25 protein-coding genes are annotated in these 24,927 nt (G+C 65.7%); 18 read left to right on the top strand and 7 right to left on the bottom strand.

Going from position 1 to position 24,927, the window contains the following annotated elements:
• Positions 1–518: 518 nt before the first annotated feature.
• From B1991_RS11360 to B1991_RS11345, 4 genes are all read left to right on the top strand, one after another.
• Entirely contained in the window at positions 519–3,455 is a 2,937-nt protein-coding gene (locus tag B1991_RS11360) for a TonB-dependent receptor plug domain-containing protein (protein ID WP_136258858.1), read from the top strand.
• A gap of 356 nt (positions 3,456–3,811) precedes the next feature.
• Positions 3,812–4,555 carry a YybH family protein gene (locus B1991_RS11355; protein ID WP_168709629.1) on the top strand — a complete coding sequence of 248 codons (744 nt, stop codon included), beginning with the start codon at positions 3,812–3,814 and terminating at the stop codon, positions 4,553–4,555.
• Between the two features lie 169 nt (positions 4,556–4,724).
• Complete coding sequence (locus tag B1991_RS11350; RefSeq protein WP_136258791.1) at positions 4,725–5,177, top strand: nuclear transport factor 2 family protein; 453 nt, start codon at positions 4,725–4,727, stop codon at positions 5,175–5,177.
• Between the two features lie 158 nt (positions 5,178–5,335).
• Positions 5,336–5,884, top strand: coding sequence for a hypothetical protein (locus B1991_RS11345; RefSeq protein ID WP_136258790.1), 549 nt, complete (start codon positions 5,336–5,338; stop codon positions 5,882–5,884).
• Between the two features lie 83 nt (positions 5,885–5,967).
• Here B1991_RS11345 and B1991_RS11340 read toward each other — a convergent pair whose 3' ends face one another.
• The 3 genes from B1991_RS11340 to B1991_RS11330 all read right to left on the bottom strand — a co-directional run bounded on the left by B1991_RS11340 (position 5,968) and on the right by B1991_RS11330 (position 8,823).
• A complete protein-coding gene (locus tag B1991_RS11340; RefSeq protein ID WP_136258789.1) occupies positions 5,968–6,426 on the bottom strand; it encodes a hypothetical protein in 459 nt (152 codons plus the stop codon).
• Between the two features lie 296 nt (positions 6,427–6,722).
• Positions 6,723–8,093, bottom strand: a complete 1,371-nt coding sequence (locus tag B1991_RS11335) for an ATP-binding protein (protein WP_168709628.1) — start codon at positions 8,091–8,093, stop codon at positions 6,723–6,725.
• Between the two features lies 1 nt (position 8,094).
• The gene (locus B1991_RS11330; RefSeq protein ID WP_136258787.1) at positions 8,095–8,823 is read right to left on the bottom strand and encodes a response regulator; all 729 of its coding nucleotides are present in this window, start codon (positions 8,821–8,823) and stop codon (positions 8,095–8,097) included.
• A gap of 170 nt (positions 8,824–8,993) precedes the next feature.
• On the opposite strand from B1991_RS11330, the gene B1991_RS11325 reads away from it, so the two are divergent.
• From B1991_RS11325 to B1991_RS11310, 4 genes are all read left to right on the top strand, one after another.
• Positions 8,994–9,560: a hypothetical protein gene (locus tag B1991_RS11325; protein WP_136258786.1), complete on the top strand. Its 567-nt coding sequence runs from the start codon at positions 8,994–8,996 to the stop codon at positions 9,558–9,560.
• A gap of 112 nt (positions 9,561–9,672) precedes the next feature.
• Entirely contained in the window at positions 9,673–9,969 is a 297-nt protein-coding gene (locus B1991_RS11320; RefSeq protein WP_136258785.1) for an EF-hand domain-containing protein, read from the top strand.
• Between the two features lie 60 nt (positions 9,970–10,029).
• Complete coding sequence (locus tag B1991_RS11315; RefSeq protein ID WP_136258784.1) at positions 10,030–10,455, top strand: VOC family protein; 426 nt, start codon at positions 10,030–10,032, stop codon at positions 10,453–10,455.
• Positions 10,456–10,570: 115 nt separating this feature from the next.
• Entirely contained in the window at positions 10,571–11,662 is a 1,092-nt protein-coding gene (locus B1991_RS11310) for a serine hydrolase domain-containing protein (RefSeq protein WP_168709627.1), read from the top strand.
• 73 nt (positions 11,663–11,735) lie between these two features.
• Here the strand turns inward: B1991_RS11310 and B1991_RS11305 are convergent, their stop codons facing one another.
• Positions 11,736–12,047 (bottom strand): transposase, encoded by a 312-nt coding sequence (locus B1991_RS11305; protein WP_168709626.1) that lies wholly within the window; start codon positions 12,045–12,047, stop codon positions 11,736–11,738.
• Between the two features lie 263 nt (positions 12,048–12,310).
• Between B1991_RS11305 and B1991_RS11300 the strand changes: the two genes are divergently transcribed.
• The 9 genes from B1991_RS11300 (at position 12,311) to B1991_RS11260 (ending at position 21,410) form a co-directional block, all read left to right on the top strand.
• Positions 12,311–12,934, top strand: a complete 624-nt coding sequence (locus B1991_RS11300) for an SRPBCC family protein (protein ID WP_168709625.1) — start codon at positions 12,311–12,313, stop codon at positions 12,932–12,934.
• 260 nt (positions 12,935–13,194) lie between these two features.
• Positions 13,195–14,073, top strand: a complete 879-nt coding sequence (locus B1991_RS11295; RefSeq protein WP_168709624.1) for an alpha/beta hydrolase family protein — start codon at positions 13,195–13,197, stop codon at positions 14,071–14,073.
• A 367-nt stretch (positions 14,074–14,440) separates the two neighbouring features.
• Complete coding sequence (locus B1991_RS11290) at positions 14,441–14,920, top strand: hypothetical protein (protein ID WP_136258779.1); 480 nt, start codon at positions 14,441–14,443, stop codon at positions 14,918–14,920.
• Positions 14,921–15,154: 234 nt separating this feature from the next.
• The gene (locus B1991_RS11285; protein ID WP_136258778.1) at positions 15,155–15,991 is read left to right on the top strand and encodes a hypothetical protein; all 837 of its coding nucleotides are present in this window, start codon (positions 15,155–15,157) and stop codon (positions 15,989–15,991) included.
• Entirely contained in the window at positions 15,982–16,677 is a 696-nt protein-coding gene (locus B1991_RS11280) for a lactonase family protein (RefSeq protein WP_136258777.1), read from the top strand. The genes B1991_RS11285 and B1991_RS11280 overlap by 10 nt, the downstream gene beginning before the upstream one ends.
• 225 nt (positions 16,678–16,902) lie before the next feature.
• A complete protein-coding gene (locus B1991_RS11275; protein WP_246031141.1) occupies positions 16,903–18,135 on the top strand; it encodes an efflux RND transporter periplasmic adaptor subunit in 1,233 nt (410 codons plus the stop codon).
• A 94-nt stretch (positions 18,136–18,229) separates the two neighbouring features.
• Positions 18,230–18,916: an ABC transporter ATP-binding protein gene (locus tag B1991_RS11270; RefSeq protein WP_136258775.1), complete on the top strand. Its 687-nt coding sequence runs from the start codon at positions 18,230–18,232 to the stop codon at positions 18,914–18,916.
• Between the two features lie 10 nt (positions 18,917–18,926).
• Entirely contained in the window at positions 18,927–20,090 is a 1,164-nt protein-coding gene (locus B1991_RS11265; RefSeq protein WP_136258774.1) for an ABC transporter permease, read from the top strand.
• 12 nt (positions 20,091–20,102) lie between these two features.
• A complete protein-coding gene (locus B1991_RS11260) occupies positions 20,103–21,410 on the top strand; it encodes an ABC transporter permease (RefSeq protein ID WP_136258773.1) in 1,308 nt (435 codons plus the stop codon).
• A gap of 215 nt (positions 21,411–21,625) precedes the next feature.
• Here B1991_RS11260 and B1991_RS11255 read toward each other — a convergent pair whose 3' ends face one another.
• The 3 genes from B1991_RS11255 to B1991_RS11245 form a co-directional block, all read right to left on the bottom strand.
• Positions 21,626–23,014 carry a short-chain fatty acid transporter gene (locus B1991_RS11255; RefSeq protein WP_136258857.1) on the bottom strand — a complete coding sequence of 463 codons (1,389 nt, stop codon included), beginning with the start codon at positions 23,012–23,014 and terminating at the stop codon, positions 21,626–21,628.
• A gap of 188 nt (positions 23,015–23,202) precedes the next feature.
• Entirely contained in the window at positions 23,203–24,126 is a 924-nt protein-coding gene (gene yedA / locus B1991_RS11250) for a drug/metabolite exporter YedA (protein WP_136258772.1), read from the bottom strand.
• A gap of 53 nt (positions 24,127–24,179) precedes the next feature.
• Positions 24,180–24,470, bottom strand: coding sequence for a hypothetical protein (locus tag B1991_RS11245; RefSeq protein WP_136258771.1), 291 nt, complete (start codon positions 24,468–24,470; stop codon positions 24,180–24,182).
• 77 nt (positions 24,471–24,547) lie between these two features.
• Between B1991_RS11245 and B1991_RS11240 the strand changes: the two genes are divergently transcribed.
• The gene (locus B1991_RS11240; RefSeq protein ID WP_136258770.1) at positions 24,548–24,919 is read left to right on the top strand and encodes a Rieske (2Fe-2S) protein; all 372 of its coding nucleotides are present in this window, start codon (positions 24,548–24,550) and stop codon (positions 24,917–24,919) included.
• The last annotated feature ends 8 nt before the right edge of the window (positions 24,920–24,927 follow it).

Below are 24,927 nucleotides of genomic sequence, written 5' to 3'. Positions count from 1 at the left end.
GTCCCCAGTGCCGAGAGTCACGCCTGTGGAATCATCCGCCTGGTGCGATCTATTGGTTATGTGAAAAAAGCCGTAATTGGTCATGTAAGAAATCTGTTCACCCGTTTATCGTGCGTTCCGACCGGCGGTTTCGTGGGGGTGGTCGAACGCGGAAATTCCCGCTCCGTGGCACCACCTGAGCTTTTGGTGCTGGTGTGGTTGAGGTTCGTTGAACCATGGGTGCCGCCGGTTCCACGCGCGCGGCAGGGTCCGCGCATGCGTCGGGGTCGTGTCGGCGGCATGCGAAGTGCGGCCATTGACCAGAGCGGGAGGTAGCCAGTTTTCATTCGTGACTTTCGGCAATGAACGTGCAATGCCGGCAGTGCAATGGCAGTTCGGACCGCTCAGGCAGGTAAACGCAGGACGTACGCAGACCACGCGCGATTTCTTGTTGTTTATAACTATTGGAGAGTTTTATGAAAATCGGGGTAAACAAGCTTTCTTCCGCCGTCAGCCTGGCGCTTTCGCTGGGTGCGGTCATGGCTCTGGGCGCCTCGGGTATGGCGTTTGCACAGGACACGAAACCGGCCGGCCAGGCCCAGCCGGCCAACACCAAGACGCTGCAGACCGTCGTGGTCACCGGTTCGCGTATCCGCAGTGCGGATATCGAAACCGCGCAGCCGATCATCGTGATGGACCGCACCCAGATCGCGCACCAGGGCTTCAACTCGGTGGCGGATATCCTGCAGAACCTGCCCCAGGCAGGTACCCCGCCGATCAGCCGCTCCTCCGTGCTGGCTTCCGGCGAGGCCGTCGGCGGCTACTACATCGACATGCGCAGCCTCGGTGCCAACCGCACCCTGATCCTGCTCAACGGCAAACGGCTGGGCACCATCACCAGTGGCCTGCAGGATCTGTCGCAGATTCCGGTTGCCGCCATCGACCGCATCGAGGTGCTGAAGGACGGCGCCTCGGCGATTTACGGCTCCGACGCGATCGCCGGCGTGGTCAACATCATCACCCGCAAGAACTTCGACGGTGCCGAAGCCAGCGCCTATCTGGGCCAGTACAGCCAGGGCGACGGCGACAAGCAGACCTACAGCATGACCATGGGCGCCCACAGCGACAAGGGCTCCATCACCTTTAGCGCCGAGTATTCGAAGGAAGATCCGGTCTGGGCCAAGGATCGTGATTTCAGCCGGTATCCCGACACCACGCGCCACCCGCAGGACGGCTGGACCGTCGTGTCGCAGTACGGCAATTTCTTCATGCCAGACAGTTATTGCACGCCGAGTCCCCGCTACGGTACCTGTGCATTGAACCCGGGCGGCGACCCGGCCAACCCGGCCGACTGGCACACCACGTCGGGTCCTGACACCACCCCTGATCACAGCAACGCCAACGAGGAGATGATGCTGACCACTGGTATCGAGCGCCACTCGTTGTTCGTCAGCGGCGACTACAACATCACCGACAACATCAAGTTCTCGTCGGACTTCCTGTACAACAAGCGCGAGACCACGCAGCAGGTCGCCGGCTACCCGTTCCAGCCGGCGTTCTACCTGCCGTTCACGCCGCCGGACGGCCGGGGCGTGATCGGCCTTTCGCCGGGAAGCTACTTCAACCCGACCGGCGAAGAGATCGACTTCTACCGCCGTGGCTGGGAAGTGCCCCGCGTCACGCAGATGGATCTGGCGACGTACCGCTTCTCCGGCACCCTGGAAGGCAGCTTCGACATCGGCGAGCACAGCTGGAACTGGGATATCGGCGGCTTCGTCAACGACAACGAGACGCTCCAGACCGGCCATGGCGACTTCAGCCTGACTTCCCTGACGGGTGCACTCGGTCCGTCATTCCTGGATCCATCCACCGGCCTGGTCACCTGCGGCACCGGCCCGGACAATGCCCTGCCTTACGGCAGCGCCCCGGGCTCGTGCGTCCCTTGGAACCCGTTCATCCCCGCGGGCCAGGGTGGCAAGAACTCGCTGTCCGATCCGACCCTGCAAGCCTATCTGTTCCCGTACTCCCACGACGTCGGCAAAACTCGCACGGTGGACTACAGCGCCAACCTCACCGGTTCGGTGCTCACCCTGCCGGCCGGCGACCTGAGCGTGGCGGCGGGTTTCGAGTATCGCCACGAGTCCGGCTCGTTCGTGCCGGATGCGCTCAAGCAGTCCGCCTTGAGCACCGACCTGTCGTCCGGCCCCACCGGCGGCGAGTACAACGTCAAGGAGTACTACGTCGAGGTCGAGGCGCCGCTGCTGAAGGACGTGCCGTTCGCGAAGAGCCTGACCGCCAACGTGGCCAGCCGCTACTCGGACTACAGCTCGTTCGGTACCACCACCAACAACAAGTACAGCCTGGCGTGGAAGCCGTTCGATGACCTGTTGATCCGCGGTACCTACGCGCAGGGCTTCCGCGCGCCGACCATCTTTGACCTGTTCGGCGGCATCGGTGGCACGTTTGACTCTTACAACGATCCGTGCGACACGGCGAATGGCGCGGCGGCAACCAACCCGGCCGTGGCGCAGCGTTGCGCCAGCGGCTTCGGTGGTCAGCCGGGCACGCCGGCGGGCTTCGTCCAGCTCGGCCAGGGCAATGCGCCGTGCACGACGTTTCCCTGCCAATCCGGTGTGCAGACCTTCGCCGGAGCCAATCCGAACCTCAAGCCTGAAACCTCGATCAGCCGCACGTTGGGCGCGGTCTACAGTCCGAGCTGGTTGCAGGGTCTCGACCTGAGCCTGGACATGTACCGCATCCGCGTCAATAACGCGATCACCCCCGACACGATGTCCGCCATGCTCAGCGACTGCTACGTGCTCGGCGCCGCCTCGCGTTGCAACAGCTCGCTGTTCCAGCGCAACCCGACGACGGGCGTGGTGACCTACGCGCTGCGCGGTAGCCGCAACGCCGGCTGGGTCGACACGAAGGGCTACGACTTCGGCGTCAACTATCGTCTGCCCGAGTTCTCGTTCGGCAAGTTCGCGGTGCACTGGAACTCCACCTACACCGATTACCTTGATCTGAAGGCCGACGATGAGCCGACCACGGTCGTGCAGCACCTGACCAGCTTCTTCGGGACCAACCCCGAGAGCAACTTCCGCGTCCGCTCCAATCTGGGAGTCGACTGGAGCCTGGGTGACTTCAGTGCGAGCTGGACGACGCGTTACTACTCGGGCATGAAGGAACCCTGTTCGCAAGACAACGTGCCGGGTGGTGGTCCGGAATGCAACCTGCCGGACTACGTCTCGCCGTCCACTGGAGCGATCCGCCTGCACAGCGTGGGTGCCAACACCTTCCACGACGTGCAGTTCCGCTGGAATGCGCCATGGAACGCCACCGTGTCGGTCGGTGCGAACAACGTGTTCGGCCACGTGGGTCCGGTCATGTACTCGGCACCGAGCTCGCAGTACTCATACTACGGCGGCTTCGACATCGGTCGCTTCTACTACCTGCGCTACAACCAGAAGTTCTGAGCGCGACCTGAACCCAGGGTTGGTCTCGGCCGGGATCCCCACAAGGGATCCCGGCTTCTCTTTTGGCGTCTCGCCACGCCATGCGGGCTTCCTGGCCGAGTTGCATGTATCGGAGGTCCGGATGCCGCACGGCGCTGTGGATCGCTGCTTAGCCATGCGCGCGTCCAGCGATAGGGTGGCGCCGACGCCAGGTTCGTGCCGCATGCGCCTTCCGGTTGTGCGGCACGCCGGACAGTTTGCTGTCGAGTTCGGCGTGCGCGGGATACGGCATTGGTCGCGGTCTTCGGCTTCTATTGGTCATGTACGAGGCCCGCCGATCCAGCATACCTTTCCATTTGTCATCAGGGAGTCGCCTCATGCGTCGCCACCTCGCCTCATCTCTCGTCTTCGCCAGCCTGAGCCTGCCCCTGCTCGCGCTGCACGCCGCAGCCGCGCCCAACGTGCTGCGCGATCAACTGGTCGCCATCACCCAATCCTGGGTGGATGCCATTCCGACCGGACGCAAGGACGTGTGGGAGCGCACCCTCACTGACGACGCTGTGCTGGTCGACGAGTTTGGCCACACCCTGCACAAGCACGAGGCGGTGGCTTCGCTTTCCCCGTTCCCGGCGGATATCTCCGGCAGCATCGAGTTGCGTCATCCGGTGCTGCACGCCTCCGGCGACACTGCCTTGCTGAATGTCGAGCAGTATGAGCGGGAGAGTTTCTTCGGGCAGCACTTCGTGGTGCGCTACCAGACCCTGATCACCTTCGTGAAACAGCAAGGGCAGTGGCGCATCGCCGGAAGCGCCGACGTGACCATTCCGACAGCGCCGCCCAAGCTGCAGGTCGCCGGATTGCAGCCGGCAGATTACGTCGGCAGTTACCGCTACGCTCCCACGCATGCCTGGACCTTCAGCGTGCGCGACCACGTGCTTGGCTACGTGACCGGTGCCGGGCGGCCGTTCAAGGCGGTCGAACCGATAGCCCGCGATGTATTCATGGGCACCGACGACGAGCGCAACCTGCTGATCTTCCGTCGCGATGCCGCGGGGCACGTCACCGGCTTGATCGAGCGACGCAAGTTCAATGATCTGCGGTTGCGGCGCGACGCCGGTTAGCTGCTGGCAGGGGCGGCGACGGTGATGGTGGTCACCGCGGACGCCGGTGTCGTCGCACTCGACGACCGCCGTCGCCCATCAGCGGGCACGTGACGCGCGCGTTCTCCGCGAACCGCTGCACCCAGGGTCCATTTCCTTTTTGACAGCACCAACTGACGAGGTGAACGAGATGAAAGGCGCCCGACTGATGCTACTGCTCGCGCTGGGCTCCTCGTTGCTGCACGCGACGGAGGTACCGGTCCGCCACCGGCAACTTCCCGCCGATCTCGCCGCGGCCGTGGCCGCTTACGACCGCGCGCAGGTCAGCGGCGACGGCCAGGCGCTCGCCCGGCTGCTTGCCGACGACTACGTGCTGATGAACAGCCGTCTGCAGGTGGAGGACAAGGCCGAGTTCATCCGCGACTGCACCGCGCCCGACTGGAAGCTGCAGCCGTTCGTGGTCGAGCAGGAGGTTGTGCGGCACTGGCGCCATGGCGCCGTACTCGGCGGGGTGGCCACGCTGCAGGGCATGAGCGACGGCGCGCCGTTCAAGGTGCGCCTGCGCTTTGCCGACATCTGGCGCGAGCGCGACGGCCGCTGGCAGGTGGTCTATAGCCAGGCATCCCGCGTACCTCCGCCTTGACATGCGCGTTCATGCCAAGCGGAAGTCACCTGTCGATCATGAACGGATTGGTCCTGTCGAAAACCAGGGAATTGGTCCTATGCCGCGGCAGATCGTCGTCGTATTTTCGAAGCGCAGTCGTCACGAATGCGACGCTTCAACCACGCGATGGTGACCCCATGCAGAGCGCCTACCACCTCCTGGACCGCCCCATCCTTGCTGGAACAGGTTCCAGCCCCGAGCATTCGCGCGCCGCCGCGCAATCCGTGCTGGTGCCGATGCTGTGGCTGATCGCGGGCGGCTGCGCGGCGGCCACCGTGGATACCGCGGTGGCCATGGCGTGGTGGGGGCCGAAGGGCATTGCTCCTGAACACATCCTGCAGGGATTCGCTTCCTGGTTCATCGGGCCCCGGGCCTTTGCCGGAGGCCTGGTCACGGCGCTGGCCGGAGCCCTGATTTATGCACAAATGATGTGCGCCCTCGTGGTGGTGTATTACGTCTGCGCGCGGCGCTCCGCGTCGTTGTGGGAGCGACCGCTGCTTTGCGGTGGCGTGTATGGGGCGCTGGCCTATTTCGCGATATTCCAGGTGATGGTTCCGGCGTTGACCGGAGCGCATCCGAAGACCCTCGACATGGTGTGGATCGCAACCTGCCTCGCCGTCTACATCACGGTGGTCGGCAGCTTTTGCGCGCTCTTCTCGCGCGCCGCTGGCGCCGCCAGGCGCTGAAAAGCCCCGGCCTGTCCGGCGTCGTGCCGACGTGAGCTTGATGAAAGGGGTGCCAGCGGCGCCCGTGGATCGCACGCGGCAAATCAGCGTGCGGCGCCCGCCAGCCGCCGCGCGAAGAAAGACACGATCAGGCCGAACAGCAGCATCGCCAGCACGTTCTCCAGCAGCGACGCGACGGTGAACTGCGGATTCATCGCCGCCGACAGCGGCACCACCACGAACTCCATCACCACGAAAACCGCCACGCCATAGGCCAGGCCGGCGACGATCCAGCGCTCGCGCAACCCGGTCATGCGTCGTGCCGCCATCACGAAGATCGCCGCGATCAGCAGCGACATCGCCCACTGCAGCACGAGGCCCAGCAAGGAGACGGGAAGGCCGCCGCGAAATGCCGCTGGCCCAAGCACGCCACTGGCGATCGCGCGCAGGATGATCAGCGGGTTGATCCGATTGATCAGCGACGCGGCGCCGATGTCGATGGTGCCGGCGAGCAGGCCGCCGCACAGGATGGAGGACAGTACGGACGACCGCAGTGCGCGCATGCGTGCTCCATATCGCGGCAGCATGTCGCGAACCGACATCCGCCAGTGGAAGTTGGACGGCCACATTGCACGGTGGTTGCGCCGAGCCCAAGGGTCTCTCGGGTCGGCACCGACGATAGGTAGTTCGCTTGGCGCTTTCCATAGCCATTTGCATGGAGTTCGGCAGGGCCAATGCCGGGTGTGCGGCGCCGCCGGAAATCCGGATGTCGGCTCGGCGAGAGCCGCGTTCAGCCGGCAGGCGGCGAACGCTATCAAGGGACGCCAGATCGCGGTGGGCTCGCGCCGGCAAAATCGGCTCAGCAAGCGTCCCCTGCCGCCGGGACGGGGCGAAGCAGCAGCACCGCCCGGAGGCCTCCCCGCGCCGCATTCTCGAGAACGAGGGTGCCGCCCTGTCCCTCCGCCAACGCCGTCACGATGGCCAAGCCCAGCCCGGCGCCGCCAGTGCGACGGTTGCGTGACGGCTCAAGGCGTTCGAATGGCTTGACCAGGCGCGCAATGGCTTCGGGTGGCACGCCAGGACCCTCGTCTTCGACGACTATCTCGACCGCTTCGCTTCGCCGCGCCGTCCCGATGTGCGCGGCAGCGCCGTAGCGCAGTGCGTTGTCGATGAGATTGGCGAGCATGCGTCGCAGTACCAATGGACTGCAACGGATCGGCAGCGGTGCGAGGCACGACGTGTTCCAGTCCACCCGGTCGCCGAGCTCCCGGCGCATGGTCACGAACGCGAGAACCTCCTCGTTGGCGTCGACCACCCGCTGTTGGTCGGCGGGCACCGTGGTGACCTGGCGCGCGAACAACAAAGTGTCGTCCAGTAGCAGGCCCATCTCCTCCAGGTCGCGGATGGCACGTTCCTGCTGATCGGGGTCCCGGATGAAATTCGCCCGCAAGCGCAGGCGCGTCAGATAGGTCCGGAGATCGTGGGCGATCGCCGCGAGCATGTGCGTGCGCTCCTGCAGAAGCTCGCGAATGGTGCGCTTCATGTCGTTGAAGGCGACCGCGAGCATTTTCATTTCGGAGGCGCCATGGGTGGGCAGGTCCGCCATGTCGATGTCGGTGGCCAGGCGCTTCGCCGCGCGTGCCAGGCGATGGGCAGGAACGACCATCTGTTGTATGCAGAAAAGCAGGATCAGCACCAGGATCGCGCCGATGGCACTCCCCACGAACGCCCAGCGCGCCATCAGGCGGTGCAGAAGCACGGGCTCCCGTTCGATCACCACCACACCGCCGGAATCGAGCCGAACCAGCAGCCTTACCGCAGCCGGTGCGCCCAGCCGATCTTGGCTCAGCGAGGCAAGGGCGGAACCCTCCCGGGCCTGGACCTGGAACGGGCGACCGCCAAGTTCCGCGGCATATTCTCCGTAAAGTTTCTCGAGGTAAGGCGCGTTCCCGCCGACCCTGTGCGGTCCATCGTCGGCAAACGCCGGCTGCAGGTGGACGGCAAGCGAACCGCCATTCAGCGCCGTCAGCAGCTTGGCCTGCTGGGACGGGGATGCTGCCTCCAGCGCGTCGGCGATCGCGGCGGCCTGCCTCGGGGAAATCAGGCGGAATACCACCGGACGGCCGTCATTCCACAGTGTCGCGGCGACGACCACCACCTGCAGCGCCACGAACCCGAGCAGGAGCGCCAGGCCAATGCGAACCAGCAGGCTGCCCAGGATGCGCTGCACGTCAGGCCCGCTCGTGCCGGACGATCGGGGAAAACAGATAACCGCCCCCGCGCACGGTCTTGACCATCGAGGATGAGCCGGAGCCGTCATCCAGCCTGCGTCGCAGGCGACTGAGCTGGACGTCGATGGTCCGGTCGAATGGCATGGCGCTGCGGCCCCGCGTCCAATCCAGCAACTGATCGCGGCTCAGGACACGCTGCGGATGCTGCAGCATGGCGACGAGCAGATCGAACTCGCCGCCGGTGAGCTCCACCAGGCGCCCGTTCGAATCGTGAAGCGCGCGCGAGCCGACATCCAGACGCCATCCGGCAAAGGTATAGACCTCCGCGGTCCCGCTGGCCGATGCCCGCGGGAGTTCGCGCGTTCGCCGCAGGATGGCCCGTACCCGGGCAAGCAGCTCGCGCGGATTGAACGGCTTGGGCAGGTAATCATCCGCGCCTACCTCGAGCCCGATGATGCGGTCGAGGTCGTCCCCCTTGGCGGTGACCATGAGTACGGGGATGTTCGCCGGCCCGCCGCGGAGGCGACGGCAGATCGACAGTCCGTCTTCCCCGGCCAGCATAAGGTCGAGCACGACCAGATCCACCCGGTGCCGCGCGAGGGCGTCGCCGAGTTCCCCGGCGCCTTCGCAGAGGAACACCTCGAAGCCTTCGTCCGACAGCAGGCCGCCGACCAGCGATCTGATCTCGGGGTCGTCTTCCACGACCGCGACATGTGCGGCTTGATCCATGGCACGCCTTTCGACAGGGAAGCGGCAGCAGTCTAGACCGCCACGTGGGCATAAAGATTCCGCTGCAACATTTTGTTGCACTTCGCTACCGGCCGGTCACGCAGGCCTCGCACAGGCATCGCAAATTGACGTCGCACGATGTCCGTGCATGACCTCACAGGAGTCGTTCCATGAACAAATACATCGTTGTATCCGCGCTCGCGGCCGCTGCACTGGGCCTGTTGGCGAGTCCGCCCGTCGAAGCCGCCGGGCACGGGCGCACGCTCTCCGTCCGGGGCAGTCATGGTCGGGGTTTCGTTGCCCAACGCGACGTCTCGCGCAGCGCGGGCATGGCCACCGCGAGTCGCGGCGTGCAAACCAGCGGCGGACGCGGGTTCACGACCACCAGGAACACCAGCCATGGCAACGGCAGCCTGACCAACCAGGTCACCAGAACTTACGACAACGGCAAGACCGCCTCGCGCACCGGTTCCGTTACCCGCAACGGCAACGGGTCGGTCAGCCTGTCGCGCAGCCATACCGGTATCGCCGGGAACACCCAGTCGGGGTGGAGCACGATCTACCGCACCGACGACAGCATCGGTCGCACCCGCGGCTTCACGACATCGGGCGGCAGATCGGCGGTCGAATCGGGGAATGTCGCCTTCGGCAACGGCAGCATGACCGTCAGCAAGTCGATCACGACCGGGGCCGGTGCATCCGCGACCCGTTCGACCACATATACGCGCAGCCACTGAACCTGTCGCGCCCATCGGTGCGGGCCATCCGTGCCATCCCGCGCACCATCCATCGGCGCACCGGAATGTCCGGTCGCCGGGTCGGAGTTTTGCATCCCATTACGGAGTCATCATGAAAATCATCCATCCCGCAGTCCGCATCCTTGTTCCCGCCGTCATGCTTGCCACGCTGTCGCTCAGCGCGTGTGCGGGAATGGGTGGCGATCGCTCGCAGCGGATAGCCGAAAAGGCCCAGCAGCGGTTTGCCGCCGCCGATCTCGATCACGACGGGAGCCTCGGCCGCGCGGAGGCGAGCCAGGGAATGCCGCGCCTGGCCCAGCATTTCGACGAGATCGACACCGATCATGATGACCGGCTTTCCAAGGCGGAAATTGTCGTTTACCTCAAGCAGCGCCGCGCATCGCGCTGACCGGTGCAGTGCCAGCTTCCATAACCGCCGCTCCCCTCGCAAAAACCGAGCCGACATGTCATGAAAATCAATCGCTCCATGCCCCGCAACGTGCTGATTCCGGTGCTCAACTACCCTGACGTTCGCCTTGCGGTCGCGTGGCTGTGCAAGGCCTTCGGCTTTCGGGAGCGATTGCGCATCGGCGACCATCGCGTCCAGCTCCATGCCGCAGGGGAAGGGCTTGTGGTGATGCGGGGGGCTCCGCCGGTCGATCGCTCGGGACATGCGGTGATGATCCGCGTCGAAGACATCGAGTCGCACCATCGCCGCTCGCGGGACGCCGGTGCGCGCATCGTGAGTCCTCCCACCACCTACCCCTATGGGGAGTGCCAGTACACCGCCGTCGACCCCTGCGGGCACGTGTGGACATTCTCCGAAACGATCGCCGACAGCGACCCGGCGACGTGGGGCGGGATCTTGCTCGAGGACGATGCGGGTGTGGTTTGACCGCAGCGGAAACAAGGGGCGGACGCGTAGCAGGACCCGTCGCCGCGGCCACTATCGTCCCGAGCCGTCTACGCGGATGGGGCAGATCGGCGTATTCGTGTTCGGCTCCTGCCTCATGCTCACCATTTCCGTGTGCATCGGAATCGCCCTGCACGCGGGAGAGAAGGCCCTCGACGTGATGTCCGCGCCCGTACAGGCGCCACGCGCGCCCGCCGCGCGAAAAAATGTCCGGCAACGGGTTCATGCCGAGCTGGAATACGCATTGGGCCAGGGCGCTGCCGGCGTGACGGCGATCGTCATGCGCGATGGTCGTCAGTTGTTGCGGATGGATGTGGGCGACATCGCTCCGGATGCACAGATGCCCGTCGCATCAGCCTCGAAATGGATGACGGCGGCGCTGGTGATGTCCGTGGTCGACGAGGGCAGGCTGTCGCTCGATGCGCCGATCTCGCACTATCTGCCCGCGTTCACCGGGCCAGCCGCGACAACGACCTTGCGCGAACTGCTGGCCCAGACCTCGGGCGAGGGCAGTCTGCTGGACATGGTCGACATCAGGCAGGACCCTCGTCTCACCCTCGCGGAGTCGGCCACGCAGATCGCGCAGCGGCCGCTGCACGATCCCCCGGGAGCGGTGTTCCGCTACGGTGGCCCGGGCTTCCAGGTCGCCGGCGCAGCCGTCGAGGCGGTGACGCACAAGCGCTGGGCCGAGTTGTTCGATGAACGCATCGCGCGCCCCCTCGGCATGACGCACACGTACTGGGAGCACCTTCCGTCTCATGGCGTGCCCCGGGGTCAGACGTCCAACCCGTTGCTGCAAGGCGGCGTGGTGACGACAGCGGGCGATTACATGCGTTTCCTGACCATGCTGGCGAACCACGGCAGTGTCGACGGTCGTCGCATCCTGTCGGCGCACGCCGTCGATGTGATGGAAACCGCGCAGACCATCGGCAAGCCCAAGGCCTGGTTGCCGCGCGGAGCGAGAGGCCGCCCGAAGGAATATGCCCTCGGGAATTGGTGCGAGGCCTGGACGGCCCGGCACGCCTGCACGCTGGTGTCCAGCCCCGGTGCGCTGGGTACGTTTCCGTGGTTGGATCGCCAGCACGGGTTGTACGGCATCTTCTTCACGCGCGAACGTCTGACTCGGGTAAGCGAGAGCTTCATCAAGGCACGCGCGGCCATCATCGAGGCTTATGCGTCCGGGCCATAGGCGCGAGGCACGAAACATCGAGAGACCCGCAACAGGTCCGAGGGCTCCACGGCGGGCACGCGGCCGAGTGCCGTCAACCGGTCGCTTTGAGCAGGTGCAGTTCGATCATTCGCTGCAGCAGATCGCGTTCTGTCGGCGCAGGAGCGCGAGCGATGCGCAGCTCGGTGGCCATCAACTTCGCGGCTGTCCTGTCTTCGCGGTGCCGCCTGACCCACACCCGCACGGTGTCCTGGGGGAGATGAAGTTGCTCCGCCACGTCCCTGATCGGCTGGCGGTACTTCACCACTTGGCGTATGGCTTCGCGGCGCAGTTCCGGTGAGTGATATCGCTTGCGCATTCTGTTGCCGGTCGACGATGAAGTGGAATCGCGGAACAGGCGGCTCAATGGGCTTGCCCGTTGCATCACGCCATCCCTGCCCGCGATCAGGTTAGATACCCCACTCGCCGTTTCCCAGAGCCATTTTGACCGGGTCAAGTAGTACCAATTGCCTGCCGGCAGTCCTCTCCCGAGCCGCATACGGCGAGCTCCATCGACCGTTGCAGCGCACGCCGTCGTGCACTGGTCATGGCCGGGAGGAGCGGATTGGCCCTGTACGCGCGTCCTCGCACGGCATTATGTTGCACGCGGGTCCGCTCTGGTCGCTTCAGATGAACCCCGGCTTCAAACGGATAACCACGCTAAAGGTCGACGCCGTGCTTGAGATAATCGCCATCGCGGCCGCTTTTATGGCAGCCGCCATTCTGATTCTCGCCGCAACCCGAACCGGAGAGCTGCGCGTGGAGCGCTCGCGGATGATTCGCGCATCGCCCAGAACGATTTTCGACCTGATCGACGATCTGAAGGCATGGGAGGCATGGACACCCTACGATTCCGCCCCCGACATGCAGAAAACCTACAGTAGCCCCGCCCGTGGCCAGGGCGCGACGTATTCGTGGATGGGCAACCGGCAAGCGAAACGGGGCAGCATCACCATCATCCGCTCCATTCCCTATTCCCGGATCACCCTCGATCTGAAAATGGCCAGGCCATTCCCGGCATGCGGCAAGGCGCTTTTCAGCCTGATCCCCCAGCCGAGCGGTACGCAGGTAATCTGGGCGCTCGACGACAGAACTCCATATGCCGGCAGGGTGATGGGGCTGTTCGTGAACCTGGACAGGAAAGTGGGCGATGACTTGGAGCTCGGCTTGACCAGGTTGAAACATGTCGCCGAGACCACGTACCAGCCGGGAATGAACATCATCGAGTCGCATATCCGGGCCTGCATTGAATGAACCGCTCGCACACCCACAGCCGCTTTCTGTCCAAGGCGAGCCGTGTTGCGCGGCGCGACGATACTTCGCCATCGCCAAGAGGTCGCTCGCAGTCCGGCGGGGCGGCACCCATTGAATTTCCGGGTGAAGTGGATGGGTCGCGGAGAAGGACCAGGAGCAAATCAGTGATCGGAACAATCGATTCGCATCGTTGGTGGCATGGGCTTGTGTGGCTTGTGGGCACCCTCGGATACGCCCATGCTGCATGGGCGGATCCGCAGGTGGCCTCGAACGTGGCCGCCGACTCCGTCACGACCCTTCGCTGTGATCAGCAAAGGCCTGTCGGCGAGGGAGTCAGGATAGCGAGCACGACGTTGGCGGGTGTGCCGGCCATTCTGCGGGTGCCACCACGTGTGAGCAGGCCGCCGATTGTCCTGTGGCATGGCTTTGGACCGCCGGCGACCGAACAGGCGTTGATGACGGCCTTGCCACTGGATGACGTTCCGGCGGTGAAGGTGTATCTGGGCTTGCCCTTGTTCGGCCGGCGTGCGCCTCCGGAGGGAAATCGCGAGCTCGCACGTCTGCAGTCCGAGGACTTCGCGATGCTGCTGTTCAAGCCGGCCGTCGCAGGTGCTGCGGACGAGTTGCCGCGGGTGGTCGAGGCGCTGCGGCAGCGCGGTTGTCTGGCACCGGGGCAACCCATCGACCTCATGGGATTTTCCGCAGGCGGTGCCGCCGCATTGATCGCACTGATCAACGGCAAGGTCGCGGTAAAGGCGGCGGCCATCGTCAACGCGTCGACGGGGTTGGGTGTCTCGGTTCATGCGTTGGAGCGAATGACAGGGCGGCCTTATGCCTGGACATCCGCATCGCGCGCACTGGCCGAACGTACCGATGCCGTGCGCCACGCCGGGGAGATCGGGCGCGGCAGGCCGCCTGTGGCGTTGCTGATCGTCCAGGGACAGGGCGACAACGTGTTGAGTCCGGCCACTGCGACGACCTTGCGCGATGCTTTGCAGCCCTACTACGTGAGGAACGGCAACGAAAAGAGACTTTCGCTCATGCTCGTGCCAGGCATGCCGCATGACTGGATGGTGGATGGGCAGGCGGCCGGAAAGGTTGGCCGCGCCATAAGCTATTGGTTTGAACAGCATGGATGACATCCAGCTCGCGTTTCATCCCGCCGACAAACCTGGCCACGGCGTGCCTCGCCGCCCATGGCCGGTACGGAGATGGAAACCCGCAGGCTGCCCGGAACGAGGTTTCCATGTTCAGCGCACGCCGTGGGCGCCGGCCGATGCCATGAGGATGGCCCGGCCCTTGCCGCCAGTCGGGCGGCCACGCGAGAGCTTCGTGTGCTCGAACGTCCTGCAGACGGGCGAAGGTACGATTGCTTGCGCAGGCGCGGACAATGGAGAGTTGATGCATGTCGCTGCATGACGGGATCGTGGAGTTGCTCTTCATCATCGTGCCGGCGCTCGTCATCGGCTGGGTGCATCGCACGCCCGCAGCCAGGCGGCGGGACTGATGTACGCCGCGCACTTTGCGGCGGGACTCGCACTGAAAGGCCGCGCCCCACGCGTGCCGATGATGGCTTTCCTGATTGGCGCCTTCGTACTCGATATCCTCTGGATCGTGTTCGACGTGCTGGATGTGGATCGCCTGCCCCTGAACGATTGGTCGCATTCGCTGCTGATGGCGATAGTGTGGTCAAGCGTCTTTGCGGCGTTTTTCAGGCGGTTCGGCTCTCGTGCATTCGTTGCGGTCTGGCTGACCGTGTTCTCGCACTTCGTCCTCGACCTGCTCGTGCAGGGGGCGACGCTCCTCCCAGGGGCATCCGGCAGATTGATCATCGCCGCGCCTGTCGTCGAGCACGCCAGGATTCTTCAGGTCGGCCTGTGCGGTATGCTTCTCGGCGTGTATCTCCACGACGCCAGCCGAGCATCCGTGCCAGCGTGGCGGGCGCTTCTGGTCTCGTCGATCGTGCTGGCGCTGAACCTGCGTTGAGAGAAAAAGGCCAGGTTTGCTTTCCGACGTGCGGAAACGGATCCAACCCTGTTTGCCTCACTTTGAGGAAAAAAATCGCCTCAAGCACTATGGCATCCGAACCGGGAAAGTCTGTTGTGCCGGTCCACGAAATATTGCCGGTCCGAAAACAGATATCCCCATGCGTTCTCGTCGGCCCGGTCTACGCTTGCCGTGGCCCACGTGCCGCATGGCGCTTCACTGCAGGAACAATAGATGCGCAACCTGAGAACGCTTGCCCAATGGTTGGTTCTTGCCCCCCTGCTGATTGCCGGGCTTGCGACCTTTGCACGCGGCACGGACAAACTGGGCGGCTCGGCGTCGGAAGGCAGCGGCGCCAGTCATGCTGCCACTTCGATCCGACACCGATGGCAATCGGCGCCGGAGCGTTTTGACGAACTCCAGGCAGCCATGCGGGTCGCCCGGAAACAGGGTAACTGGCACTCGTACCTCATCGAGGCCGGACAACTGAAGCAGTTTCTCAACGCAGCTCCCGATTCACTGCTCGAGTTGGCTCGTGCGCAGGTCCATGTGGGCAACCAGCGAGCTGCCCTCGACGAACTCGCAACCTACGTCCGGATGGGACAGGCTTCCGCGGCGATGGAAAACCTGCATGAATTTGACCGCCTGCGCCAGGCCCCGGCCTTCAAGTCCGTCCGCGCGAACCTCCTTGAAAACCGTCGGCCCCTCGCACAATCCTCTTTGGCATTCCAACTCGCGGATCCCCGGCTGCTGCCCGAAGATATCGACTACGACGAACCAGGCAAACGGTTTTTCATCACGAGCATCCTCGGGGACAAGATCGTCTCGACCACGGGTGACCGTCACCTGGTGGAATTCGCACGGTCGCCGGATCATTGGCCGATGATGGCCCTCAAGATAGATTCGGGCCGGCATCTGCTGTGGGCAACGGAAGTTGCCATGCAAGGCTTCGCCGCGGTCAATCCATCGGATCGGGGAAGGTCGGCGATTCTGTGCTACGACCTGCAAACCGGGAAGCTGCTTCGCCGCGTCGAAGGCCGCGTCCGAGCAGTCTGGGCGACATGGCGTTGACGAAAGAGGGCGATGTCATCGTCTCCGATGGCGATGGCGGCGGGATCTATCGCTTGCCCTTCAACGGTGAGCACCTGAAGCGCATCGACAACGGCGACTTCATGTCCCCCCAGACCGTCGCTGTGGCGGCGGATGGCGTCCACGTTTATGTGCCGGACTACGTGCGTGGCATCGGAGTACTGGACATCGCCACGAAGCAGGTGCGCTGGCTCTCGATGCGCGGGCGATTTGCGCTAAATGGCGCGGACGGCCTGTACCTGGCCGGCAACCGGCTGATCGTCGTCCAGAATGGGCTGTCGCCTCAGCGAATAGCCGTCTTCACCCTCGATGCTTCGGGCATGGGTATTGTTGCAGAAAGAATCGTCGAACGGTCGACGAAGTCTCTGGGAACGCCAACCCATGGTGTCGTCGTCGGCAGCGATTTCTATTACATCGCGAACTCCGGATGGGATGCCCTGGACGAACGTGGCCGGCTCAAGCCCGGTACGACCATGTCCGACCCCACCGTGAGACGCGTGAGTCTGCAGTCTCCGATCCGGTCCTCACGCCCCGCAAAACTGCATGCAGTGATATCCAGCGGGGACTCCACCGGAAAGAACAGAATCGAAAGGTCATCGGCCAGGCGTGCCGGGCCGCAGGGAAATGACCCCTGTGTCCCTTGTTTGGCCCAGATCAGCAGGCCGTGATTGCGATCGTGCCAATGCTGATCGTGACGGGACCCCTTGGCTCCATGTCAAGCGCGGGTCCCGCCGAACGTGTCATTCAGCTTGTCAATGACCCGGGCGTGTACCGTCCCTGCGACGGTATTGCAGTGCCGGAATGACAGCTGTCATGGGCGGCAGTTGATGGTTTGGTCTGGTTCGCGGGCTTGCTGGCCCGGATCATCGAATGCATCTGACCGGGGACAACGAGTGGACAACGCCGAACTGTTGAAGGAACTGCGCATCGGGCGACATCAGCGCGAGGAACACGGGGGCGCCGGTGCGCGCTGGCCGTGGATCGCCGCGGCGGTGGTGGTCGTGCTGCTGGTCGGCGCCGCCGGCTGGTTCTGGCTTGGCCAGCGCGCGCTGCCGGTGCAGGTGGCGCAGGCGGTTCCGATCAGCGCGGACAGCGAGGCGGGCGCGGTGCTGCAGGCCACCGGTTATGTCACCGCGCGGCGGCAGGCCACGGTGTCGGCGCAGATCACCGGCACGCTTACGGCGGTGTTGATCGAGGAGGGCGACCACGTGGCCAGGGGCCAGGTGCTGGCGCGGCTGGACGACAGTGCATGGAAGGCCGGGCTGGCGACGGCGCGGGCACAGGCCGCGGCAGCACAGGCGCTGGTGGCGCAGTACCAGGCGCAGTTGCGGCAGAACCGGCAGGACCAGCAGCGCCTGCATACACTCGCCGCACGCGGCTTGGTGTCGAAGCAGGCCGCCGAACAGGCGCGCACCCTGGTCGACAGCACGCGCGCCCAGCTCGCCGCGCAGCAGAAGCAGGCGGCTGCCGCGGCGGCGCAGGCGGTGCAGGCGCAGGTCAATTTCGACTACACCGTGGTACGCGCGCCGTTTGCCGGCGTGGTCACCACCAAGGACGCGCAGGTCGGTGAAATCATCTCACCGCTGTCCGCCGGCGGCGGTTTCACCCGCACCGGCGTGGGCACGATCGTGGACATGGATTCGCTGGAAGTCGACGTCGACGTCAACGAGGCGTACATCGGGCGCGTGAAGCCGGACATGCCGGCCGAGGCGGTGCTCGACGCCTATCCCGACTGGAAGATTCCCGCCCACGTCATCGCCATCGTGCCCACCGCCGACCGCGGCAAGGCGACCATCAAGGTGCGCGTGGCGCTGGAGAAGAAGGACGCGCGGATCGTGCCGGACATGGGTGTGCGGGTGTCGTTCCTGGAACAGGCGCCGAAAGCCGCGGACCGGGCACCGCCGCAGGGCGTGCTGGTGCCGGCCACCGCGATCGTGCCGCGCGACGGCCACAGCGTGGTGTTCGTGCTCGACGGCGAACGCGTGCGCCAACACACGGTGACGCCCGCCACACAAACCTACGGCGATCTGCGCCTGTTGCCGGCCGGGGTGAAAGCCGGCGACAGCGTCGTGATATCGCCACCGGCCGACTTGCACGATGGCACCCGCATCGAGAGAACCCCGTAGGAGCGCACCCTGTGCGCGATGCATTCCATGACGTAACGAAGAGCTATCGCGCACAGGGTGCGCTCCTACACAGACATTCATCAGGAGAACTGCCATGGGCACGCTGATCGAAATCAGGGACCTTGCCAAGACCTACGAGCGCGGCAAGCAGAAAGTCGAAGTGCTGCACCACGTCAACCTGGACATCGCCGAAGGCGATTTCCTGGCGCTGATGGGGCCGTCCGGTTCGGGCAAGACCACCTTGCTCAACCTGATCGGCGGGCTGGACGCACCGAGCGCGGGCAGCATCGGCGTGGGCGGCCAGCGCATCGACCAGCTTGGCGCCGGCGCGCTGGCCAGGTGGCGCGCATCCAACGTCGGTTTCATCTTCCAGTTCTACAACCTGATGCCGATGCTGTCGGCGCAGCGCAATGTGGAGCTGCCGCTGCTGCTGACCAAACTCTCCGCGGCGCAGCGCAGGAAGAACGCGTCCATCGCGCTGCAACTGGTCGGCCTGGCCGACCGCGCCAGCCACAAGCCGGGCGAGCTCTCCGGCGGCCAGCAGCAACGTGTGGCGATCGCCCGCGCGATCGTCTCGGACCCTACCCTGCTGGTGTGCGACGAACCGACCGGCGACCTGGACCGCCAGTCAGCCGAGGACGTGCTCGGCCTGCTGCAGCAGCTCAACCGCGAGCACGGCAAGACCATCGTGATGGTCACCCACGATCCGAAGGCGGCCGAATACGCCACGCACACGCTGCATCTGGACAAGGGCACCCTGGTCGAGCAGGCGACGGCGTGAGGAGGTCATCATGAAATACCTTCACTTGATCTGGGCCGCACTGTTCCGGCGCAAGACGCGTACCTTGCTCACCCTGGTCTCGATCATCGCGGCGTTCCTGCTGTTCGGGCTGCTCAATTCGGTGCGCCTGGCGTTCTCCGCCGGGGACAGCGTGGACGGCGCCGGGCGGCTGATCGTCAACTCGCGCATGTCGATGCAGAACCCGTTGCCGGAGAGCCTGGGCGCGCGCATCGCCACCGTGCCGGGGGTGACTGCGGTGGCTTCGTCGAACTGGTTCGGCGGCGTCTACCAGGACCCGCGCAACCAGGTCGTCAGTTTTGCGGTGAGCCAGAACTACATCGACCTGTACCCGGAAATCGTGCTGCCGGCGGATCAGCGCGCCGCGTGGGAGCGCACCCGTACCGGGGCCATCGTCGGCGCCGCGCTGGCCAAGAAGTACGGCTGGAAGGTCGGCGACAAGATTCCGCTGCAATCGACCATCTTTCCGTCGAAGGCTTCCGGCAACAACACCTGGACGTTCGACATCACCGGCATATTCCACGCCAAGAGCGAGCAGGATGCGGGCCGCGAACAGCTGTTGCTGTTCCACTGGAAGTACTTCGACGAGAACAACGCCTTCGGTGCCGGCACCGTGCACTGGTACGTGGTCAAGGTGGCCGACCCGGCGCATGCGGATGCGGTGGCCACCACGATCGACGCGATCTCGGCCAACTCCGATCACGAAACCAAGGCACAGACCGAGCAGGCGTTCCAGGCCTCGTTCATCAAGCAGCTGGTGAATATCGGCCTGATCGTGGTGTCGATCATGGGCGCGGTGTTCTTCACCCTGCTGCTGCTGACCGGCAACACCATGATGCAGGCGGTGCGCGAACGCACCTCAGAATTGGCGGTGCTCAAGACGATCGGTTTCTCCAGCCGCAGCGTGCAGGTAATGGTGCTGGCCGAGAGCGTGCTGTTGCTGCTGCTGGGCGGATTGATCGGGCTGGCGGTGGTGTCGCTGATCGTGCCGGGCATCGGCGCGGCCAGCGGCGGCATGATCCCGGTGCACGGCGTCAGCGCCTCGACCTGGGTGATCGGCATCGCGCTGATGCTGGCGATCGGTGTGATCGTCGGCTGGATCCCCGCCTGGCGTGCGATGCGCCTCAACATCGTCGACGCGCTCAGCGGTCGCTGACAGGAGTTCGCCATGAAGAAGTTTCTGTTCAACCTGGGCCTGGTCCTGCTGGTGATCCTGGCGCTGTTGGTGTGGATCCGGTTGCCGTGGATCGGAGTCGTCGCGCTCGCGCTGCTGTTCGCGCTGTGGCTGGCGCTGTCGCGCAGCGGACGGCAGGCCGCGTCGGTGACCGTGGTGGGCGTCAGCACGATCCGCCAGCGCGCGGGTTCCTCCTCGGTGATCGTGATCGGCATCGCCGGCGTGGTGGCGGTGCTGGTGGCGCTGCTGGCGATGGGCGAGGGATTGACCGCGACGCTGGCCAGCGGCGGGCGCAGCGATACCGCCATCGTATTGCGCGGCGGCGCCGCGGCGGAGTCGGCCTCGGTGCTGTTGCGTGACGACGTGCTGGCGGTCGAGCAGGCGCCCGGCGTCGCCCGCGACGCCGCGGGCAAGCCGGCGATGTCGGCCGAGCTGGTGGTCGCCGCCAGCCTCAAGCAGAAGGGCTCGAACGAAGATGCCAACGCACAGCTGCGCGGCGTCGACGCGGAAGCCTGGGCGTTGCGTCCCGACCTGAAGATCGTGCAGGGACGCAAGTTCAAGCCCGGCCTGCGCGAGCTGGTCGTGGGCCAGGGTGCGGCGCGGCAGTTTGCCGGCCTGGCGGTGGGCGACGAGGTGAAGCTGGGCACCGAGTCGTGGACGGTGGTCGGCGTGTTCGCCTCCGGCGACGCCTACGACTCGGAGTTGTGGGCCGACCGCCAGAGCGTGGCCTCGGCCTACCGCCGCGGCAACAGCGCCGAATCGGTGCTGGTCAAGCTCACCGGCACGGCTGCGTTCGACGGCTTCAAGGCCGCGCTGATGTCCGATCCCAAGTTGAAGGTCGAGACCAGCACCACGGCCGACTATTTCGCGCGGCAATCCGCCGGCCTGGCCAGGACCATCCGCGTCGTCGGCCTGACCGTGGGCGTGATCATGGCGATCGGCGCGATCTTCGGCGCGCTCAACTGCATGTTCGCCGCCGTCGCCTCGCGCGCCCGCGAGATCGCCACCCTGCGCGCGATCGGTTTCCGCGGCGTGCCGGTGGTGGTGTCGGTGATGCTGGAAACGATGCTGCTGGCGCTCGCCGGCGGCGTGCTGGGCGCATTGATCGTGTGGCTGGTGTTCAACGGCTACACCACCTCGACGCTCAACGGCCTGACCCAGGTGGTGTTCGACTTCAAGGTCTCGCCGGCGTTGATGTGGAGCGGGCTGAAATGGGCGCTGGCGATCGGCTTCATCGGCGGCCTGTTTCCCGCCGTGCGCGCCGCACGTTTGCCGGTGACCACCGCGCTGCGCGAACTCTGACGCAGACGCTGTAGGAGCGCACCTTGTGCGCGATGCTCTCCGTCACGTAACGAAAAGCATCGCACACAAGGTGCGCTCCTACAGGCACGTCGCGCCGTAGGGCGGGCACGGCCCGCCGCTCTTCGTCGCCGCGATGATGGCGGGCAATGCCCGCCCTACATTCCGCGCGGGGAAGCTCCGGATCGCCAGCTTTTCCGAATCCCGAATCCCGGCTCTCAAGGCATCACCGGCGGCACGTAATCCAGCGTCATGCCCAGCAGCCACAGCATGCCCAGCACCAGCGGCACGTGCACCACCAGTTGCACGAAGGTGTAGCCGACCACGTCGCGCGCCTTGAGCCCCAGCACGCCGAGCAGCGGCAGCATCCAGAACGGGTTGATCAGGTTCGGCAGCGCCTCGGCCGCGTTGTACACCTGCACCGCCCAGCCCAGGTGCACGTGCAGGTCGTTCGCCGCCTGCATCACGTAGGGCGCCTCGACCAGCCACTTGCCGCCGCCGGAGGGCACGAAGAAGCCCAGGATCGCCGAGTACGCGCCCATCACCGCAGGGAAGCTTTCCTGGCCGGCGATGTGCACGAACAGGTTCGACAAGCGGTGCGCCAGAGTGGAACCATCGGCGCCGGGCACGTGGGTGAGCAGGGCGGCGATGCCGCCGTATAGCGGAAACTGGATCAGCACGCCGGCGGTGCTCGGTACGGCGCGATGCACCGCGTCGAGGAAACTGCGCGGACGCCAGTGCAGCAGGATGCCCAGGGTCAGGAACAGGAAGTTGTAGGTGTTGAGGTTGGCGATCGCGGTCACCGCCGGCTTGGTGGCGAACTCGTGGCCCAGCCAGCCCAACCCCAGCAGGCCGATCGCCAGCGCCAGCAGCGGGCTGTATTCCAGCCACTCGCCCGGGCGCGTGCGCGGCGGCAACGCGGGCGTGGAGCTTTCGCCGATGTCGAAATCCTTCGAGGTGCGCGCATTTGCGTCCGACGGCGCGGTGAACCAGCACACCAGCAGCGACACCACGATCAGCACCGCGGTCAGCACGATCGACTGCCACAGGAAAATGGTCTGGCTGAAGGGCAGCACGCCGGTGATCGCCAGCAGGCCCGGCGGCATGCTGGCGGGGTTGGCCTGCAACTGTGCCGCCGACGAGGACAACCCCATCGCCCAGATCGCGCCGAGGCCGAGATACGCCGCCGCACCCGCGGCGCGGTAATCCATGTGCAGGTCCGTGCGTCGCGCCAGCGCACGCACCAGCAATCCGCCGAACACCAGCGAGAAACCCCAGGACAGCAGCGACGCCAGCATGCTGACCAGCGCGATGTACACGATCGCGCCGCGGCCGCTGCGCGGCGCGCGCGCCAGCACGTCGATGAAGCGCGCCACCACCGGCGCGGTGGCCAGCACGTAGCCGCCGATCACCACGAAGGCCATCTGCATGGTGAACGGGATCAGGCTCCAGAAGCCGTCGCCGAACGCGTTGACGGTGGCCACCGGCGTGGCACCGAACGCGAACGCGGCCAGCGCCACCAGCACCACGCCCAACGCCGCGAACACCCACGCATCGGGAAACCAGCGCTCCGCCCACGCCGCGCTGCGCAGGGCAACGCGCGCCATCCAGCCGTCTTGCGATGCGTTCATGCCGTTCTCCGCCGGTGATCCGCACCATCCTCGCGCCGCGGCAGCCATGCAGGCAAGCCGACCAAGGTCGAGAGCGCCACCGGTACGGGCCCGTTTGCGGGCGATGCTTTGAAAGCCGGGATGGGGGATTCGCAAAAGCAGGAGCATCGCCCGCGAGCGGGCTCCTACGGCTTCTTGTTTCCCTTGACCTTCGCCAGCGTGATCACCGCCACGCCGGCCAGGATGATCGCCATGCCGGCCAGGTCGAACGGCCCCACGTGCTCGCCGGCCAGCAGCACGCCGAACAGCACGGCCACCGGCGGGTTGACGTAGGCGTAGCTGGTGGCCAGCGCCGGGCGCGCGTGCTTGAGGACGTACAGATAGGCGCTGAACGCGATGATCGAACCGAACACCGCCAGGTAGATCAGTGCCGCCGTGGCGCGGATGGTCGGGTGTGCGGGCAGGTGCTCGCCGCCGGCGAAGCCCACGACGAGCAACGCGACGCTGGCGCACAACATCTGCGCGGCGGTGTTCATCGGGCCGGGCGGCATGGACTGGCGGCGGCTCCACGCCGAGCCGAACGCCCATGCCGCTGCGGCCAGCAGCAGGGCGGCCGCGCCGAGCGACGAGCCGGCCAGGCTGCTGCCCAGGTTGAGCACGATCACGCCGGCGAAGCCGATGGCCAGGCCGATCGACTCGCGCCGGTGCGGCCACTCGCCGTACATGCCGGAAAACAGCGCCGCGAACAGCGGCATGCTGGCCACTGCCACCGCGGCGATGCCTGAGCTCACCCGCTCTTCGGCGAAGCACACCAGGCCGTTGCCCATGCCGAGCAGCAGCAGGCCGGTGATCGCCGCGTTGCGCCATTGCAAGGATGTCGGCGGCGCCATCCCGCGCCAGCGCAGGAAGCCGTACAGCGCGATGCCGGCGCCGAGGAAGCGCACGCCGGCGAGCAGGAACGGCGGGTAGCTCTCCAGCGCGAAACGGATGCCCAGATAGGTCGAACCCCAGATCACGTACAGCGCGAACAGCGCCAGCGGGATCAGGACGCGGGGATCAGTCAGGCGGCGCGGCGCGTCGACCGCGAGGGAGACAGAGGTATCGGACATGGGGAAGAATCGGATGGGGAAGCCGCATTATCCCCGTGTCGCGGGCGCGCGCCTCAATGGGTGACGGGACGCCCCTGGTGGATCACGCGGAACTCGCCCTCCAGCACCGCCGGCTGGGCTTTTGCCGCGCCCGGGTTCGGCGCGCCCGCAGGCGTCGTCGCCGGAGCCTGCGCCTGCTTCCACTGGCGGATCGCCAGCACGATCACGCCGCCGATCAGCAACACGCCGGCCACCACCAGGCCGAACACCAGCAGCACGCCGATCACGGCCAGCCCCAGCAGCAACGACAGGAAGCGCGCCAGCGGGTGGCGTGGACGGCGCATGGAATGCAGGTAGAGACGCATGTGTTAAAAACTCGTGTGTTAAAATCAACGACTTACGTTATCACGATGGGGCCTCGCGAACCGTGAGGCAAGTGCCGATGGATACAGTGAACCAGACCGGGTCGTCGCAGGCGCATGCCGTGTGTGCGCTGGAGCAGGTGCCCGATGGTGGCGCCACCGCGGTGGACGCGATGCTGGCCGGTGGCGAGGAGAGCCTGATCCTGCTGCGCCGGGGCCGGCAGGTCAGCGGCTACCTCAACATCTGTCCGCACGCCGGCAACCGGCTCGACTACGCGCCGGGCAAGTTCCTGCTGAAGAACGACAGCCTGATCTGCGCGGTGCACGGCGCGGTGTTCAACCAGGCCGACGGCCTGTGCACCGGCGGGCCCTGCCGCGGCCAGTCGCTGCATGCGGTCCCGCTGCGCGTGATCGACGGCATCGTCTGCATCGATCCCGCGGCGCTGCCCTGAAGTTCGCC

The organism is Rhodanobacter lindaniclasticus (assembly GCF_004799035.1).
Lineage (GTDB): Bacteria > Pseudomonadota > Gammaproteobacteria > Xanthomonadales > Rhodanobacteraceae > Rhodanobacter > Rhodanobacter lindaniclasticus.
This window is presented reverse-complemented; position numbering and strand designations above follow the sequence as displayed.